Raw genomic sequence first — 16,479 nt, forward strand, 5'->3', positions numbered from 1 at the left:
GGGTACGGGGTCGGGCAGGCCCCCCGCCCTCACCCTGGAAAACCCGCCTTCCGCGGCACGGGCAGGCGGACCGAATCGCCGGGATTGCGAGGCCTGTGCCGGGCCCGGGGGTCTCCGGTCCGTACCGATGCCCGTCTCGGGGAGGGGAAGAGCCGCCGGACGTGGCAGGCTTGGCCCATGGCCGTACAGATCAACCCCAGTATTCTCTCCGCCGACTTCTCCCGCCTTGCGCAAGAGGCCAGTGCCGTCGAGGGCGCCGACTGGCTGCACGTCGACGTGATGGACAACCACTTCGTGCCCAACCTGACGCTGGGCGTGCCGGTGGTCGAGTCGCTCAGCAAGGCGACGGACACCCCGCTGGACTGCCACCTGATGATCGAGGACCCCGATCGCTGGGCACCCCAGTACGTCGAGGCCGGGGCCGGATCGGTCACCTTCCATGTCGAGGCCGCGGACGCACCCGTCCGGCTCGCGCGCGAGATCAGGGCGAAGGGCGCCCGCGCCTCCATGGCGCTCAAGCCCGCCACGCCCATCGAGCCGTACGAGGACCTGCTTCCCGAGCTCGACATGCTGCTGATCATGACCGTGGAGCCGGGCTTCGGGGGCCAGGCGTTCCTGGACATCATGCTCCCCAAGATCCGCCGCACCCGGGAACTGATCTCCAAGCACGGCCTCGAGCTGTGGCTCCAGGTCGACGGGGGAGTGTCCGCGTCGACCATCGAGCGGTGCGGGGAAGCGGGCGCCGATGTCTTCGTCGCGGGCTCGGCGGTCTACAACACGCAGGACCCGGCGGCGGCCGTACGGGCACTGCGCGACCAGGCGACGCGGGCGACCGCTTCGGCAGCCTGGGCGTGCAGCCACTGAGCCCCGGCTCGGCGGCTGTGCTTGTTCAACCGATGTTGGCCCATCAGGGCCGATCAACAGCAACCGGATCTGACAGGATGGCGGATCCGGAGTGTGTACAGCAGTGAGGAGAGCGCGGTGTCTGCAATGTCGGCGGGACGGCCAGCCCTGCGGATGGGACCCGCCGAGCTGGTTCAGGCGGCTGCCATGGCGCGCCGCTTCTACCTCGAGGGCAAGTCCAAGATCCAGATCGCCGAGGAGTTCGGCGTGAGCCGCTTCAAGGTGGCCCGGGTCCTGGAGACGGCGCTCGAGCGTGATCTGGTACGGATCGAGATCCGCGTTCCCGCCGAGCTGGACGCGGAGCGCTCCGACGCCCTGCGCGCACGCTACGGGCTGCGCCACGCGGTCGTCGTCGAGACCCCTGCGGAAGGCATGGACGAGTCCCCCGACCCGGAGAACCTGGGCGAGGTGGCCGCTGACCTGCTCGGCGAGCTGGTGGCGGAGGGCGATGTGCTGGGACTCGCCTGGGGCCGTTCCACGATTCACATGGCGGCCGCGCTGGACCGGCTGCCGCCCTGCACGGTCGTCCAGCTGACGGGCGTGTACGACGCGGGCACCGCCGAGCGCGGCTCGGTCGAGGCGGTACGGCGGGCGGCGCAGGTCTCCGGCGGCGAGGCGCACCCCATCTACGCCCCCATGCTGCTGCCCGACCCGGCCACCGCGGCAGCCCTGCGCAACCAGACGGGGATCGCCCGGGCCTTCGAGTACTTCGACAAGGTCACCGTCGCCTGCGTCTCCATCGGTTCGTGGGAGCCGGGTATCTCCACCGTGCACGACATGCTCACCGACGAGGAGCGCGCCCACTACGCGTCTCTGGGCGTCGCCGCCGAGATGTCCGCGCATCTCTTCGACACCGAGGGCCGGCGAGTCGGCCGTGACCTGGGGGAGCGGTGCATCACGGTCGAGGCCGACCGGCTGCGCCGTATCCCCGAGGTTGTCGCGATCGCGGGCGGGCAGCGCAAGGCGGAGGCGATCGGAGCGGTCCTGCGTTCGGGTCTGGTCACGAGCCTCGTGACGGACACCGCCGCGGCGGACCAGCTGCTGACGGCGGCCCCCGGACCGCGCCCGGCGCTGGAGCGCGCCGACCCCGACGACTGATCCGGCACGGGAAGGCCCCGGGAACAGGGGGCGGGCGGCCGCTGCGGCCGGGACCCGCGCGTTCCCGCCGCGGGCGGATTTGGAGGATCTGCTTGTGGAGGCGGCCATGAGCTGGAGGTTTCTCCGGGGCCGGACGATCGCCTGTCATGGGACACTGAAGTACGTGCGTTTTCCCCCCGGCTGAAATGCCCGGGGGCCAACTCGAACGACTGGGATGTTCAGCACGTGCGTTTCCTCAATGACCTGAAGCCGCCGTACGACCTCACGTACGACGATGTGTTCATGGTGCCGAGCCGTTCGGCCGTGGGTTCCCGCCAGGACGTGGACCTTTCCTCCCCCGACGGCACCGGCACGACCATCCCGCTGGTCGTCGCCAACATGACCGCCATCGCGGGCCGTCGGATGGCCGAGACGGTCGCCCGCCGCGGTGGCCTCGTCGTCATCCCCCAGGACATCCCGATCGAGGTCGTCACCGATGTCATCACCTGGGTCAAGAGCCGCCACCTGGTGCTCGACACCCCGATCGTCCTGACCCCGCACCAGACCGTGGCCGACGCGCTGTCCCTGCTGCCCAAGCGCGCGCACGGCGCGGGCGTCGTCGTGGACGACGAGCAGCGGCCCGTCGGCATCGTCACCGACGTCGACCTGGCGGGCGTGGACCGCTTCACGCAGCTGTCCGAGGTCATGTCCAGGGACCTGCTGCTGCTCGACGCGGACATCGATCCGCGCGAGGCCTTCAACACGCTCGACGCCGCCAACCGCCGCTACGCGCCCGCCGTTGACGCCGGAGGCCGTCTCGCCGGTGTGCTCACCCGCAAGGGCGCGCTGCGCGCGACGCTGTACTCCCCGGCCGTCGACGCCGCGGGCACGCTGCGCATCGCCGCCGCCGTCGGTATCAACGGCGATGTGGCGGGCAAGGCCAAGCAGTTGCTCGATGCGGGCGTCGACACCCTCGTCGTCGACACCGCGCACGGCCACCAGGAGTCGATGATCAGCGCGCTGAAGGCGGTGCGAGGTCTCGACCCGCACGTACCGATCGTCGCGGGCAACATCGTGGCCGCCGCGGGCGTACGCGACCTCGTCGAGGCCGGCGCGGACATCATCAAGGTCGGTGTGGGCCCCGGAGCCATGTGCACCACCCGCATGATGACCGGCGTGGGCCGGCCCCAGTTCTCCGCCGTTCTCGAATGCGCCGCCGAGGCGAAGAAGTTCGGCAAGCACGTCTGGGCGGACGGCGGAGTGCGCCACCCGCGCGACGTCGCCATGGCCCTCGCCGCCGGCGCGTCCAATGTGATGGTCGGTTCCTGGTTCGCCGGCACGTACGAGTCTCCTGGCGACCTGCAGCAGACCGCCGACGGGCGGCTGTACAAGGAGTCGTTCGGCATGGCCTCCGCGCGCGCCGTGCGCAACCGCACGAGCGAGGAGTCGTCCTACGACCGGGCCCGCAAGGCCCTGTTCGAGGAAGGCATCTCCCACTCGCGGATGTTCCTCGACCCGGACCGCCCCGGCGTCGAGGACCTGATCGACTCGATCATCGCCGGTCTCCGTTCCTCCTGCACGTACGCGGGCGCCCGCTCGCTGGAGGAGTTCGCCGAGAACTCGGTCGTCGGCATCCAGAGCGCCGCCGGTTACGCCGAGGGCAAGCCGTTGCACGCCAGCTGGAGTTGACGGACTCCGCTCCGCCGGCCTCCGGTCGCCGCCTCTTCGCGGCGGCCGGAGGCCGGCGTGTTGGATCCGCCCAACTTCGCAGGCATGCCCGGCGGAAGCCGGGGTAGGCGCCCCTTCGCACTGACAACGGAGCAGGGGAGGACGAAGTGTCCACGGCGAGCACAGTCCCGACCGAACTCACGCAGGTGGGAGTACAGCGCCCGATTGCGGCAGAGCTGGACCTTCCGGACGTGGAGAACCCGGGGGAGGTTGCACCGAAGGACGCACGGGAGATCTCGAAGGTCTTCTTCCGGCGGCTCGACTCGCTGGACGAAGGAACCCACGAATACCAGTACGTACGCAACACCCTGATCGAACTCAATCTGGCACTGGTGAAGTACGCGGCCGGGCGGTTCCGCAACCGTGCGGAGCAGATGGAGGACATCGTCCAGGTCGGCACGATCGGTCTGATCAAGGCGATCGACCGCTTCGAGCTCAGCCGCGAGGTCGAGTTCGCCACTTTCGCCGTCCCGTACATCGTCGGTGAGATCAAGCGCTTCTTCCGGGACACCAGCTGGGCCGTCCATGTGCCGCGCAGGCTCCAGGAGTTGAGGATCGATCTGGCCAAGGCCGTCGACGAACTCTCCCAGCGGCTCGACCACACCCCCTCCACCGCCGAACTCGCCGGGCATCTCGGGCTCGACGAGGAGGAGGTCATCGAGGGCGTGGTGGCCAGCAACGGCTACACCGCGGGTTCGATCGACATGCCGATGGACGACGCCTCCGACCACACCGCGGCCCCGCTGTCCGACCGGCTCGGAGCGCCCGACTCCGACCTCGAGATCGCGGAGAACGTCCAGGCGCTCAAACCGCTGATCGAGGAGCTGGACGACCGGGACCGGAAGATCCTTCAGATGCGGTTCGGCGACGAGATGACCCAGTCCGAGATCGGCCAGGAGCTGGGGGTCTCGCAGATGCACGTCTCGCGGCTGCTGACGCGGATCACCGGGCGGCTGCGAGAAGGACTGCTCGTGGTGGAGTGACCGCGCCTCGGGCCGCGACCCGGATGGTGACGCATCCGGAACGCCCGTCATGAACCCATTCCCCCCACGGAGGAGGCGGCGTCCTGGCCGACCAGGGCGCCGCCTCTGCATCCGTACCTTCTGGTGGTCCGTACCTTCTGGTGGTGCGGCTGGACCTTCTGGTGGTGCGGCTGGACCTTCTGGTGGTGCGGCTGGGCGCTGGGCGGTGCGTCTGCTGACCGCCGGCCTTTCCGAGCGCCGGGGGATGCCGAGTGGATCAGCAGCCGGAAGGGGCGCCCGCCGCGCTGCGTATCCAGGTCGCCTGCACCCGCTTCCCGTGCGGCAGGGGCCGGACCTCCACCCGCCCCGCCAGGTTCTGCACCATGTGCCAGCCGAAGCCGCCGCCGCCGCCGAGGTCCGGCCGGCGCGCGACGGGCTGCTGCGGGCTGGAGTCCTCCATCGCGACGACCAGGGTGTCCGCGCCCGCCGTCAGATGCAGCCGCCACCAGCCCGCGGTGTGCCGTACCGCGTTGGCGACCAGCTCGGAGACGACCAGGAGCACCGCGTCCGGATCCGCCCAGGGGCAGTGCTGGAGCAGGAACGCCGCGGTGGCCGACCGGGCGCCTGCGCTGCCTGATCCGTCACCTGTGTCGTGACGCCGTGACTCCTCGATCACGACGTGCGGTTCTGCGTTCATCGAGGACTCGCCTACCCCGTCGGCCCCCGGATATCGGTGCGCGGAACCCAACGATTTCGTTACCGGAGGAAACCATTGCGCCGACGTGCCGAAATCCCGTAACTTGACGCCGCTACCAAGGGGTAACTAACCGCGGTTGGTCCACTACGTCATCGTGCTCGACATGCTCAGGGGAGACCATGCGACGGCGACTTCGCCGCCCCACGATCCGCGGCCGGATCGTGACACTCACCGTCATACCGGTCGTCGCGCTCCTGATGCTGTGGAGCTTCGCCATGGTCTCCGTCACCGGCGACCTCCGCGCCCTGGTCAGACTGCAGGGGGTGTACGAGAGCTTCGGTACGCCCATCGACACCGCCGTGGGCCAGATCCAGATCGAACGCCGGCTCTCCGCGGAGTATCTCGGCACCGCACGCAACCGCAGCGAGGCCGCCCTCGCCGCGCTGATGCGGCAGCAAAGGAACACCGACCGGACCGTCGCCGAGATGCGCGACGCGATCGGCGACGGTGAGCGGCGATCCGAGCTCTCCGGCCGTCAGCGGGAGTCCGTCGACGCGATGGGAGCGGCCGTCGACCGCCTCGACGGGCTGCGGGAGCGGGTGCTGGCCAGAGACATCACCTGGGACGGGTCGATCGAGGCCTACACCGGGATCGTCGAGCCGGCCTTCGACGTGCAGTCCACGCTCACCGCGCTGCAGGCCGGCCAGCTCGCGCGTGAAGCGCAGGTCGTCGTGGAACTGGTGCGGGTCCGCGAGTTCGTCTCCCGCGAGGACGCCTTCGTCGCGGGGGCCCGCGCCACCGGAGGCCTCACGGACCGGCAGTACGACACCCTCACCGCCACCATCGAGGACCGGCGGGTCTTCCACCGCACCTATGTCCCCGATCTGGCCGCCGACTCCCGCAGACTGTTCACCGACTTCGAGCGCACCGGCGAGTACCGGGCGCTCGTGGCGGGCGAGGACGCGCTGCTGCGGGCCGGAGCGTCCGGTGCGGGCGCGGCCATGGCCACCGACTCCTGGCGTACGACCACCGACCGGGCGGTCAAGCGCTACATGCTCCTGTGCACCGAGTCGGCGCTCAACGCCGCGGACCGCGGACGGGCCTACGCCTACGACGAGATGGTCAAGGCCGCGGTCGTCGGCGGGGTGGGGCTGATCGCGGTCGGGCTCTCCATCTGGTTCTCGATGACGAGCGGCCGGCGGATCTCCCGGCGCCTGGAGGAACTGCGCGACGCCGCGGACGTACTGGCCAGCCGTCAGCTGCCCGAGGTGATGGAACGCCTCGCCGCAGGCGAGCGGATCGACCCCGCGGCCGCGGCACCGCCGCTCGACTTCGGCGCCGAGGCCAAGGACCTGGACGAGATCGGCCAGGTCGGCCAGGCCCTCAACACGGCACGCCTCGCGGCTGTCGAGGCGGCCGTCAAGCAGGCGACCCTGCGCCGCGGGGTGTTCGCCGTGCTGCTCAACATCGCCCGGCGCAACCAGGCGCTGGTGCACCGCCAGTCCAAGCTCGTCGACACCCTGGAGCGGCGTACCAGCGATCCGGACACGCTGGAGGACCTGTTCCGCATCGACCACCTGACGACCCGTATGCGCCGCCACGCGGAGGGCCTGATCATCCTCGCCGGCGCCACGCCGGGACGCCGGTGGCGCAAGCCGGTGCCGGTCGTGGACGTCGTCGGCGCCGCGGTGGGCGAGATCGAGGACTACACCCGGGTCGTCGTGCCGCCCATGCCCTCGGTGGGCGTGAGCGCGCAGGCGGTGGCGGACGTGGTGCACCTGATCGCCGAGCTCGTCGAGAACGCCGCGGCGTTCTCCCCGCCGCACACCCAGGTGACCATGCGGACGAGCGAGGTCCGCAACGGCTTCGTCCTGGAGATCGACGACCGTGGCCTCGGCATGGACGACACCGAGCTGGAGGAAGCCCACGGGACGCTCGCCAGGCCCGGCGACTTCGACCCGGCGCAGGACGAGCGTCTGGGCCTGTACATCGTGGGCCGGCTGGCGGAGCGGCACGGCATCGGCGTGACGCTCACGAGGTCCCCGTACGGCGGCACGACGGCGGTGGTGCTGCTCCCCAGCGCGGTCCTCGCCCCGGTCGTACCGACGGACGTCCCGGCGGGGGCGCGGGCCCACCGGCCGGAGGGCACGACGGGGGAGGAGCCGGCGCGGCCCACCCACGAGGCAGGCTCCTACGGTGCGAGCCCGCTTCCCCACCGCGGCCACGGTGAGACGGACGTGTTGCCCCGCCGTGACCGGGAACGCGGCCCGGACAGGCCGGGTGCCGGGGTGCCGCGGGATGACGCGGGCCGGCGGACGCAGGCGGGCGCCTCGTTCGACGAGCACGATGGTGAGGACACGTCCGCCCCCGCCGAGGCGCCGGCCGGTGTGCTTCCGCAGCGACAGCGCAGTCGGGGCGCGGACCGCGGCGACGGCTCGTCGCACAGTGGTCGTGGCGTAGCCGGGCAGCCCGGGCGTGACCAGGGGGAACACGGCGGTCCCCTGCCGCAGCGCGGTCGCGGCGAGTCCGATGGGCCGGCCGAGCGCGGTACGGGGGACACGGCGGAGGCGTTCGGCGGCCACGGCGATGTACTGCCGCAGCGCCGCGCCGAGTCCGGCGAGCTGCCCGAGCGAGGCCGGGGTGATGGTCCTGCCGAGCCCGGCCCGGTCGAGGCGGCCGGCGAGGTGGTGCCGCATGCGTTGCCCACACGGGTGCGGCAGGCCTCCCTGGCCGCGCCCCTGCGGGACGCGCCCACCGCGGCGGAGACCGCGCCCGCACGGGAGGTGTCCGCGGACGAGATGCGTTCCATCTTCGGGTCGTTCCAGCGTGGGCTGGACCGCGGCCGCAGGGGCGAACCCGCAGGACCGGCGTCGGCGAGCAGCACGCCACGCCCTCGCACCACCGATGAAGGGACGCACGACGATGCCTGAGGCACCCGAGCACAGATCCGCCGACGCGCCGGCGTACAGCCAGCCGGACCTCGGCTGGCTGCTGGACGAGCTGCTGGCCAAGACCGAGAACGTCCGCCAGGCCGTGCTGCTCACCGCGGACGGCCTCGCGATCTGCGCCTCCCGCGGCATGCCTCGCAGGGACATCGACCACCTGGCCGCCGTCTGCGCCGGGTTCCACAGCCTTGCGAACGAGGCGGGTTCCCGGTTCGGCGCGGGCGACGTGCGGCAGACCATGGTCATGCTCGACGACGCGTATCTCTTCGTCACACCGGCCGGCGACGGCAGCAGGCTCGCCGTGCTGTCCGACTTCGCAACCGACGTCGGCCAGCTCGCCCACGAGATGTCCCTGCTGGTCACGAAGGTGGGCCGGCACATGGCCGTACCCGCGCGATCGGGCGGCCAGGCCGACGACGCAGACCTCTAGCCGACGACGCAGACTTCCGGACGGGCGGCCGTGAGCGACACCTGGTACGAGGACGAGACCGGCCCCATGGTGCGGCCGTACACCGTCACCCGGGGCCGGACCCGGCCCGCCGCCGAGCACTCGTTCGATCTGATGTCGAGGATCTCGGCGACGGTGGCCGACGGCACCGAGTCACGGCTCGACCACGCCCGCAGCTCGCTGCTGGAGCTCGTTCGCCGCGCGCCGCGCCCCGTCGCGGAGATCGCCGCCGACGCGGACCTGCCGCTCACGGTCGTCCGCGTACTGCTGGCCGACCTCGCCGAGGCCGGCCTGATCACCGTGTCCGCACCCGCCGTGCGCACCGGTCTGGAGGACCCCGACCTGCTGCGCGACATCGTCCACGCCCTGCGCAGGCTGTGACGCCGCCCGACCCGGGCATGCATCGGGCCGCAATGTTTCCCCGCGCCTCCCCTCAGCGCGCAATGATCGTTCGCCGGTGCGCAACATCGATGCATTACGGGCATGAGCGGCGGACTCGTAGGCTCGGGCCTCGAACCAGGAGTGACGGTGACCGTCGTCTGCTCGGCGGTCCCACACCCATGCACGGGCTCCCCGTCATGCCCGCGGGCCGCCTCAGGTCACCTTCGCCGACCCGCAGCGATGAAGGAGCCCCCACGTGCTGGATCACGGCGCAGCCCCGCCCGCGACCGAGCCTCCGCCTCTGAAGGCCCAGGGTCTCGCCACCAGGCTCATGCGGCGCAAGCCGGTCGAGCAGCTGGTGTCCGAAGGCGGTCAGGGCGAGGGCGGCGCACTGCGCCGTTCGCTCTCGATGTGGCAGCTGACCATGATCAGCATCGGCGCCACACTGGGCACCGGCATCTTCGTCGTGCTCGGCGAGGCCACCCCGCTCGCCGGCCCGGCCGTGGCGATCTCGTTCGTGATCGCCGGCCTGACCGCGCTCTTCTCGGCGCTGTCCTACGCCGAGCTGGCAGGATCCATCCCGGTCTCCGGCTCCTCGTACTCCTACTCGTACGCCACGATGGGCGAACTCGTCGCCTGGATCTGCGGCTGGTGCCTGGTGCTGGAGTACGGCGTCTCGGTCGCGGCCGTCGCCGTCGGCTGGGGCGAGTACCTCGACGAACTGCTTGCCGGGACCATCGGCGTCACCATCCCCGAGGCCGTCGCCGCGCCGCTCGGCGAGGGCGGCTTCATCAACCTCCCCGCGCTCGTCGTGGTGCTGCTGGCCATGGTCTTCCTGATGGGCGGCGCGAAGGAGAGCGCCCGCGTCAACACGATCATGGTCGTCGTGAAGATCGTGACGCTGCTGCTCTTCATCGGCATCGGTTTCCTGGGCATCAAGGCGGGCAACTACGCCCCGCTGGCTCCGCTCGGCGTCACCGGGATCAGCGCCGCCGCGGCCACCCTGTTCTTCTCGTACATCGGCTTCGACGCCGCCTCCACCGCCGGCGAGGAGGCCAGGAACCCCAAGCGGGACCTGCCGCGCGCGATCATGCTGTCACTGCTGATCGTCACCGTGCTCTACTGCCTCGTGGCACTGGTCGCCGTGGGCGCGATGCCGTGGGAGAACTTCGAGGGCACCGAGGCCGCGCTCGCCCAGATCATGAAGGACGTCACGGGCCAGAGCTTCTGGGGCGTGGTGCTCGCCGCGGGCGCGGTCGTCGCCATCGCCAGCGTCGTCTTCGCCGTGCTGTACGGCCAGACCCGCATCCTGTTCGCGATGTCCCGTGACGGCCTGGTGCCGAAGGTGTTCGCCCGGGTGAACCCGCGCACCGGAGCGCCGCGCGCCAACACCGTGATCGTGTCGCTGTTCTGCGGCATCCTCGCCGCCTTCATCCCGCTGGGTGAACTGGCCAACGCCACCAGCATCGGCACGCTCTTCGCGTTCGCCCTGGTCAATGTGGCCGTCGTCATCCTGCGCTACAAGCGGCCGGAGATGAACCGCACCTTCCGGGTGATGCTGTTCCCCCTCACCCCGATCCTGGGCTTCGGTTTCTGCGCCTACATGATGTGGAGCCTGCCGCCCGCCACGTGGATGGTCTTCGGTGGCTGGATGGCCGCGGGCCTCGTGTTCTACTTCGTCTACGGCCTGCGCCGTTCCCGACTGGCCTCAGCAGAGAAGTGATCCGCCTCCTGTGCGACTGAACGATCTCGACGAACGCATCGTCCACGCCCTCGCCGAGGACGCCCGTCGTTCCTATGCCGACATCGGCTCACTGGTCGGCCTGTCCGCGCCCGCCGTGAAGCGGCGCGTGGACAGGCTGCGGGCCGAGGGGGCCATCACCGGCTTCACGGTCCGGGTCGACCCGGCCGCGCTCGGCTGGGAGACCGAGGGCTTCATCGAGATCTACGCACGCAGCAACACCTCGCCCGAGACCATCCAGCGCGGTCTTGAGCGGTATCCCGAGGTCGCGTCCGCCTCCACCGTCACCGGTGAGGCGGACGCGATCGTCCAGGTCTTCGCCGCCGACATGCGCCACTTCGAGCGGGTGCTGGAGCGGATCGCGGGCGAGCCGTTCGTCGAGCGCACCAAATCGGTGCTCGTGCTCTCCCCGTTGCTGCGGCGCTTCACGTCGGGCGCGCCGACGTAGACGCCGAGGCGAGGGGCCCGCGGCGGCCGAGCCGGTCCGTCGCGCCGCGTCCGCGGACCGGGCCGCCGGTACAGACGCCCGGGAGGTGACCGCCGTCACATGGCCGCCCGTCGGCAACCGGGTGCGCAACGAATCACCGCCGGCGCCTCCGATTGCGCAACAGATCGCGCACCAGCGCGCAACGCTCGCGTCTTGTCCCGGCGGAAGGGCGGAACGTACCTTTTTAGACGTCTCCCCTTCACCTGCCCTATCGCCCGAGGTCATCCCATGCCCCTGCGCACCGCCCTGCTCCAGAGTTCCGGCCGGCCGGGCTCGGTCGCCGAGAACCTGAAGGTGCTGGACGAGGCCGCGGGCCGCGCGGCCGCCGCCGGTGCCGGGCTGCTGGTGTGCCCCGAGATGTTCCTGACCGGGTACGCGATCGGGGACGACGTGCCCCGACTGGCCGAGCCCGCCGACGGCGCCTGCGCCGTGAGCGTCGCGGAGATCGCCGTGCGCCACGGCCTCGCGGTCCTCTACGGCTACCCCGAGCGCAACGGCGAGCTGATCCACAACTCCTCCCAGCTGATCTCGGCGAACGGCGACCGGCTCGCGAACTACCGCAAGACCCATCTCTTCGGCTGCTTCGAACAGGAGTGGTTCACGCCCGGCGACCAGCCTGTGGTGCAGGCGGACCTCGACGGCATCCGGGTCGGCCTGCTGATCTGCTACGACGTGGAGTTCCCGGAGAACGTCAGGGCGCACGCCCTGGCCGGCACGGATCTGCTGCTGGTGCCCACCGCGCAGATGCACCCCTTCCAGTTCGTGGCCACCTCGGTCGTCCCCGTCCGGGCCTTCGAGAGCCAGATGTACATCGCGTACGTCAACAGGACAGGCCCCGAGGGCGAGTTCGAGTTCGTCGGACTCAGCTGCCTCGCAAGCCCCGACGGAACCGTCCGTACCCGCGCCGGCCACGGCGAGGAGCTGGTGTTCGGCGAGGTCGACCCCGTGCTGCTCAGCGCCTCGCGGGAGACCAACCCCTATCTGCGCGACCGGCGCCCCGGCCTCTACGGCTCCCTCGCCTGACGCCTTCCCGACCCCCCGCCCCGCTGCTTCACCCTTCCGTGCAAGGAGTCCGTACCCCATGACGTCCACGGTGCCCACCACCGCCGTCCAGCACAGCGACGCGCAGCCGCCCATCACCATGTTCGGCCCGGACTTCCCGTACGCGTACGACGACTATCTGGCCCACCCCGCGGGCATCGGCCAGATACCGGCGACCGAGCACGGCACGGAGGTCGCGGTCATCGGCGGCGGCCTCTCCGGCATCGTCGCCGCGTACGAGCTGATGAAGATGGGCCTCAAGCCGGTCGTCTACGAGGCGGACAAGATCGGCGGCCGGCTGCGCACCGTCGGCTTCGACGGCTGCGACCCTGAGCTCTCCGCCGAGATGGGCGCCATGCGCTTCCCGCCCTCCTCGACGGCGCTGCAGCACTACATCGACCTGGTGGGCCTGACCACGCAGCCGTTCCCCAACCCGCTCGCCCCGTGCACCCCGTCGACGGTCGTGGACCTCAAGGGCGAGTCGCACTACGCCGAGACCATCGACGACCTGCCGCAGGTCTACCGCGATGTGATGGACGCCTGGAACGCCTGTCTGGAGGAGGGCGCGGACTTCTCCGACATGAACCGCGCCATGCGTGAGCGCGACGTCCCGCGCATCCGGGAGATCTGGGCCAAGCTGGTCGAGAAGCTCGACAACCAGACGTTCTACGGCTTCCTCTGCGACTCCGAGGCCTTCAAGTCCTTCCGGCACCGAGAGATCTTCGGCCAGGTCGGCTTCGGCACCGGAGGCTGGGACACCGACTTCCCCAACTCCATCCTGGAGATCCTGCGGGTCGTCTACTCCGAGGCCGACGACCACCACCGCGGCATCGTCGAGGGCAGCCAGCAGCTGCCGCTGCGCCTGTGGGACCGCGAGCCGGCCAAGATCGTCCACTGGCCCCTCGGTACGTCGCTGAGCTCGCTGCACGACGGCGACCCGAAGCCGGCCGTGACCCGCCTCCACCGCACCGCGGGCAACCGGATCACCGTCACCGACGCCTCCGGCGACATCCGCACCTACCAGGCGGCGATCTTCACCGCGCAGTCCTGGATGCTGCTGTCCAAGATCGCGTGTGACGACTCGCTCTTCCCCATCGACCACTGGACGGCGATGGAGCGCACCCACTACATGGAGTCCTCCAAGCTGTTCGTCCCGGTCGACCGTCCGTTCTGGCTCGACAAGGACGAGATCACCGGCCGCGACACGATGTCGATGACCCTCACCGACCGGATGACCCGCGGCACGTACCTGCTCGACAACGGGCCGGACAAGCCCGCCGTCATCTGCCTCTCGTACACCTGGTGCGACGACAGCCTCAAGTGGCTGCCGCTGTCCGCGAACGAGCGGATGGAGGTCATGCTGAAGTCGCTCGGCGAGATCTACCCGAACGTCGACATCCGCAGCCACATCATCGGCAACCCGGTCACGGTGTCGTGGGAGAACGAGCCGTACTTCATGGGCGCGTTCAAGGCGAACCTGCCCGGTCACTACCGCTACCAGCGCCGCCTGTTCACGCACTTCATGCAGGACCGTCTCCCCGAGGACAAGCGCGGCATCTTCCTGGCCGGCGACGACATCTCGTGGACGGCGGGCTGGGCCGAGGGAGCCGTGCAGACCGCGCTGAACGCCGTGTGGGGCGTGATGCACCAGTTCGGCGGAGCCACCGACCCCACCAACCCGGGCCCCGGCGACCTCTACGACGAGATCGCGCCGGTCGAGCTGCCCGAGGACTGACCCGCCGGCGGCGCCCGAGGGCGGGTGCCGCCCGGGGACTTCCGCCGACACTCCTCCTGCGGCCGACGGCCGCAGGAGGCATCCCCACCCGCCGGCGGACCGACCTGCCGCCCGGGGACGGCCGCGATCCGGCCGCCCCGGGCGGCGCTCAACCCGTCGACCATCTTGTGGCCGGCGGAAGCCGGGGTCAGCGCCAGGGTGTGAGCAGGCAGCGGCCGACCAGGCCGACGCCGGCGTCCAGCCGCTGGGTGAACTCCTCGGCCAGCTCCGGCAGATCGCGCAGCCGCCACAGCAGCCGCGCCGCCGTCCAGGCACCGTCACGCGCCCGCTCCAGACTCCATGATCCGGCCAGGTGGGTCAGCGGGTCGGCGATCTGCAGCAGGTCGGGGCCGGGCATCAGATCCTCGCGGACACGTTCCTCGAGCAGTTCGAGGATGTCGCCGACCCGGTCGAACTCGTCCTCCACCTCCGCCGGTTCGCAGCCGAGGGCACGGCAGGTGTCCACCACGGCGAGTGCCAGGTCATGGCCGACATGGGCGTTGACCCCCGCAAGCGCGAACTGCAGGGGCCGGACGCCGGGATGGCGGCGGTACTGGAACAGCGGCCGCCAGCAGGCGGGCGGACGCACACCGTCGGCGGCCGCTTCCACGGCCGTGAGATAGCGCTCGGCGAAGAGCACGCTCAGGGTGGCGGCGGCCTGCGGATCAGGGAAGCCGCCGCGGTCGATACGCCGGCCGATCTCTTCGGTGACGGTCAGATAGACCCGGTTGAACACCGCGAGCCCGTCGCCGGCCGGCCAGGCGGAGCCGTACGCGGACATACGCTCCATCACCGAGCCGACCGCGGCCGGGCCGAAGCCCGGCCGGACAGCGAAATGCTCCATCTGCGCCATGAACGAAGGGTCCCAGCCATAGGCTCGTGGCCGTGGTGCCCGGCCGGGGCTTCCCCAGAACGGGGGAACGACGGGGCTGCCGGTGTCACCTGGAGGGGGAGATCGTGTCAGGCGTCCGTACTCAACGCCGTGCCGAGCGCACTGCCGGACGGCGCGCCGCGCGCCGTCGGGCGATGGTGGCGGCCGCATCGGCCGTGGTCGCGGCCGCGGCGGCGGCCGGTGTGCTGTCGCAGACGTCGCGGGACGGCGGGACCAAGCGGGCGGCCCCATCGGTCACCAAGGCCACGGCCCCCGCCCCGCTGCCCGTCCGGCCGTCCCCGACGCCCACCCCGCCCAAGCCCAGCGCCTCGCCGAGCCGGGCGCCCGAGCCGTCCCGGTCCGCCGCCCCCGGACCCGTCCGCACCCGCACCGCCGCTGCCGCCCTGTACCGGCACCCCGGGTCACAGGCGCTCGACTGGGTCCGCGCGCACCGCAGCGACCCGAGGCGGAGCGTGATAGAGGCGCGGATCGCGGCACAGCCCAGTGCCGTCTGGTTCACCGAGTACGACCCCGGCACCGTCACGGGCAAGGTGCGCTCGGTGACGTCGGCGGCCGCGGCGGCGAACCGCACGGCCGTCCTGGTGGCCTATGCGATACCGGACCGGGACTGCGGGGGAGCCTCCGAGGGGGGCGCCCCGGACCTCGGCGCGTACGACCGCTGGATCGGCGAGTTCGCGGCCGGCCTCGGCGACAAGCCGGTCCTCGTGATCCTCGAACCCGACTCGATCGCCCAGGCCGACTGCCTGTCCGCCGGTCAGCGGTCGGCACGCTTCGCCACCCTCGGACGCGCCGCGCGGACGCTGAAGGCGGCCAACCCGCGCGCCAAGGTCTACTTCGACGCGGGGCACTCCGGCTGGCATCCGGTGGCCGAGCAGGCCGCGGCGCTGCGCTCGGCCGAGGCGGGCACCAGCGGCGACGGCATCTTCACCAATGTCTCCAACTTCCACGGCACCGCCGAGGAGGTGGCCTACGCGCGCCGGGTGCTGGCGGCGCTCGGTGGCCGGCCGGGCCTCGGAGCTGTCATCGACACCAGCCGCAACGGCAACGGTGCGCCGCAGGCCGGGCAGTGGTGCGACCCGGACGGGCGGGCGATCGGCCGCGCGCCGACCACCGACACCGGCGAGGCGGACATCGACGCCTATCTGTGGGTCAAGCTGCCGGGGGAGTCGGACGGCTGCAAGGGCGGCGCCGGGTCCTTCACCCCGGAGTACGCCTACGAGTTGGCGACGGGCTGACCGCTACCGCTGCTCGTGGCCCGACCGGCTGCCCCCGTCGCCGCTGTCGTACGGCGAGGGGCCGGAGGCCGACGCCGCCGACGCCGCTGATGACACCCGCGGTGGCCTGGACCGGGGGCGGGCGGAGCGGACAGTCCGATCGCCGACCGGACGAGCCCGCCCGAACGG

At 71.3% G+C, this 16,479-nt stretch carries 14 protein-coding genes; 12 read left to right on the forward strand and 2 right to left on the reverse strand.

All coding sequences use genetic code 11. The features are described from left to right. Window positions 1-177: 177 nt before the first annotated feature. From rpe to OHS70_RS31200, 4 genes are all read left to right on the forward strand, one after another. Window positions 178-864: a ribulose-phosphate 3-epimerase gene (gene rpe / locus OHS70_RS31185; protein ID WP_328402900.1), complete on the forward strand. Its 687-nt coding sequence runs from the start codon at window positions 178-180 to the stop codon at window positions 862-864. 93 nt (window positions 865-957) lie between these two features. After that, on the forward strand, window positions 958-2,001 hold the full coding sequence (locus OHS70_RS31190; protein ID WP_443062679.1) for a sugar-binding transcriptional regulator: 1,044 nt from the start codon (window positions 958-960) through the stop codon (window positions 1,999-2,001). 225 nt (window positions 2,002-2,226) lie between these two features. Further along, window positions 2,227-3,669 (forward strand): GuaB1 family IMP dehydrogenase-related protein, encoded by a 1,443-nt coding sequence (locus OHS70_RS31195; RefSeq protein ID WP_328402902.1) that lies wholly within the window; start codon window positions 2,227-2,229, stop codon window positions 3,667-3,669. Window positions 3,670-3,815: 146 nt separating this feature from the next. After that, window positions 3,816-4,691, forward strand: coding sequence for an RNA polymerase sigma factor SigF (locus OHS70_RS31200; protein ID WP_328402904.1), 876 nt, complete (start codon window positions 3,816-3,818; stop codon window positions 4,689-4,691). 256 nt (window positions 4,692-4,947) lie between these two features. Here OHS70_RS31200 and OHS70_RS31205 read toward each other — a convergent pair whose 3' ends face one another. Further along, window positions 4,948-5,367, reverse strand: coding sequence for an ATP-binding protein (locus tag OHS70_RS31205; RefSeq protein ID WP_328402906.1), 420 nt, complete (start codon window positions 5,365-5,367; stop codon window positions 4,948-4,950). A gap of 179 nt (window positions 5,368-5,546) precedes the next feature. Here OHS70_RS31205 and OHS70_RS31210 point away from each other — a divergent pair, with 179 nt between their 5' ends. From OHS70_RS31210 to OHS70_RS31240, 7 genes are all read left to right on the forward strand, one after another. Beyond that, window positions 5,547-8,297: a sensor histidine kinase gene (locus tag OHS70_RS31210; RefSeq protein ID WP_328402908.1), complete on the forward strand. Its 2,751-nt coding sequence runs from the start codon at window positions 5,547-5,549 to the stop codon at window positions 8,295-8,297. After that, complete coding sequence (locus OHS70_RS31215; RefSeq protein ID WP_328402910.1) at window positions 8,290-8,742, forward strand: roadblock/LC7 domain-containing protein; 453 nt, start codon at window positions 8,290-8,292, stop codon at window positions 8,740-8,742. The genes OHS70_RS31210 and OHS70_RS31215 overlap by 8 nt, the downstream gene beginning before the upstream one ends. A 30-nt stretch (window positions 8,743-8,772) precedes the next feature. Next, window positions 8,773-9,141 carry a DUF742 domain-containing protein gene (locus OHS70_RS31220; RefSeq protein WP_328402912.1) on the forward strand — a complete coding sequence of 123 codons (369 nt, stop codon included), beginning with the start codon at window positions 8,773-8,775 and terminating at the stop codon, window positions 9,139-9,141. Between the two features lie 256 nt (window positions 9,142-9,397). Continuing rightward, window positions 9,398-10,864, forward strand: coding sequence for an amino acid permease (locus tag OHS70_RS31225; RefSeq protein ID WP_328402914.1), 1,467 nt, complete (start codon window positions 9,398-9,400; stop codon window positions 10,862-10,864). A gap of 10 nt (window positions 10,865-10,874) precedes the next feature. Continuing rightward, window positions 10,875-11,330, forward strand: coding sequence for an Lrp/AsnC family transcriptional regulator (locus tag OHS70_RS31230; protein WP_328402916.1), 456 nt, complete (start codon window positions 10,875-10,877; stop codon window positions 11,328-11,330). A 267-nt stretch (window positions 11,331-11,597) separates the two neighbouring features. Next, complete coding sequence (locus tag OHS70_RS31235) at window positions 11,598-12,392, forward strand: carbon-nitrogen hydrolase family protein (protein ID WP_328402918.1); 795 nt, start codon at window positions 11,598-11,600, stop codon at window positions 12,390-12,392. A 58-nt stretch (window positions 12,393-12,450) separates the two neighbouring features. Next, window positions 12,451-14,145 (forward strand): flavin monoamine oxidase family protein, encoded by a 1,695-nt coding sequence (locus OHS70_RS31240; RefSeq protein WP_328402920.1) that lies wholly within the window; start codon window positions 12,451-12,453, stop codon window positions 14,143-14,145. A 187-nt stretch (window positions 14,146-14,332) separates the two neighbouring features. On the opposite strand, the gene OHS70_RS31245 is transcribed toward OHS70_RS31240, so the two are convergent. Further along, window positions 14,333-15,037, reverse strand: a complete 705-nt coding sequence (locus OHS70_RS31245; protein WP_328402922.1) for a DUF5995 family protein — start codon at window positions 15,035-15,037, stop codon at window positions 14,333-14,335. 104 nt (window positions 15,038-15,141) lie between these two features. Here OHS70_RS31245 and OHS70_RS31250 point away from each other — a divergent pair, with 104 nt between their 5' ends. Further along, a complete protein-coding gene (locus OHS70_RS31250) occupies window positions 15,142-16,311 on the forward strand; it encodes a glycoside hydrolase family 6 protein (protein WP_443062680.1) in 1,170 nt (389 codons plus the stop codon). Window positions 16,312-16,479: the final 168 nt, after the last annotated feature.

The organism is Streptomyces sp. NBC_00390 (assembly GCF_036057275.1).
Classification (GTDB): Bacteria; Actinomycetota; Actinomycetes; order Streptomycetales; family Streptomycetaceae; genus Streptomyces.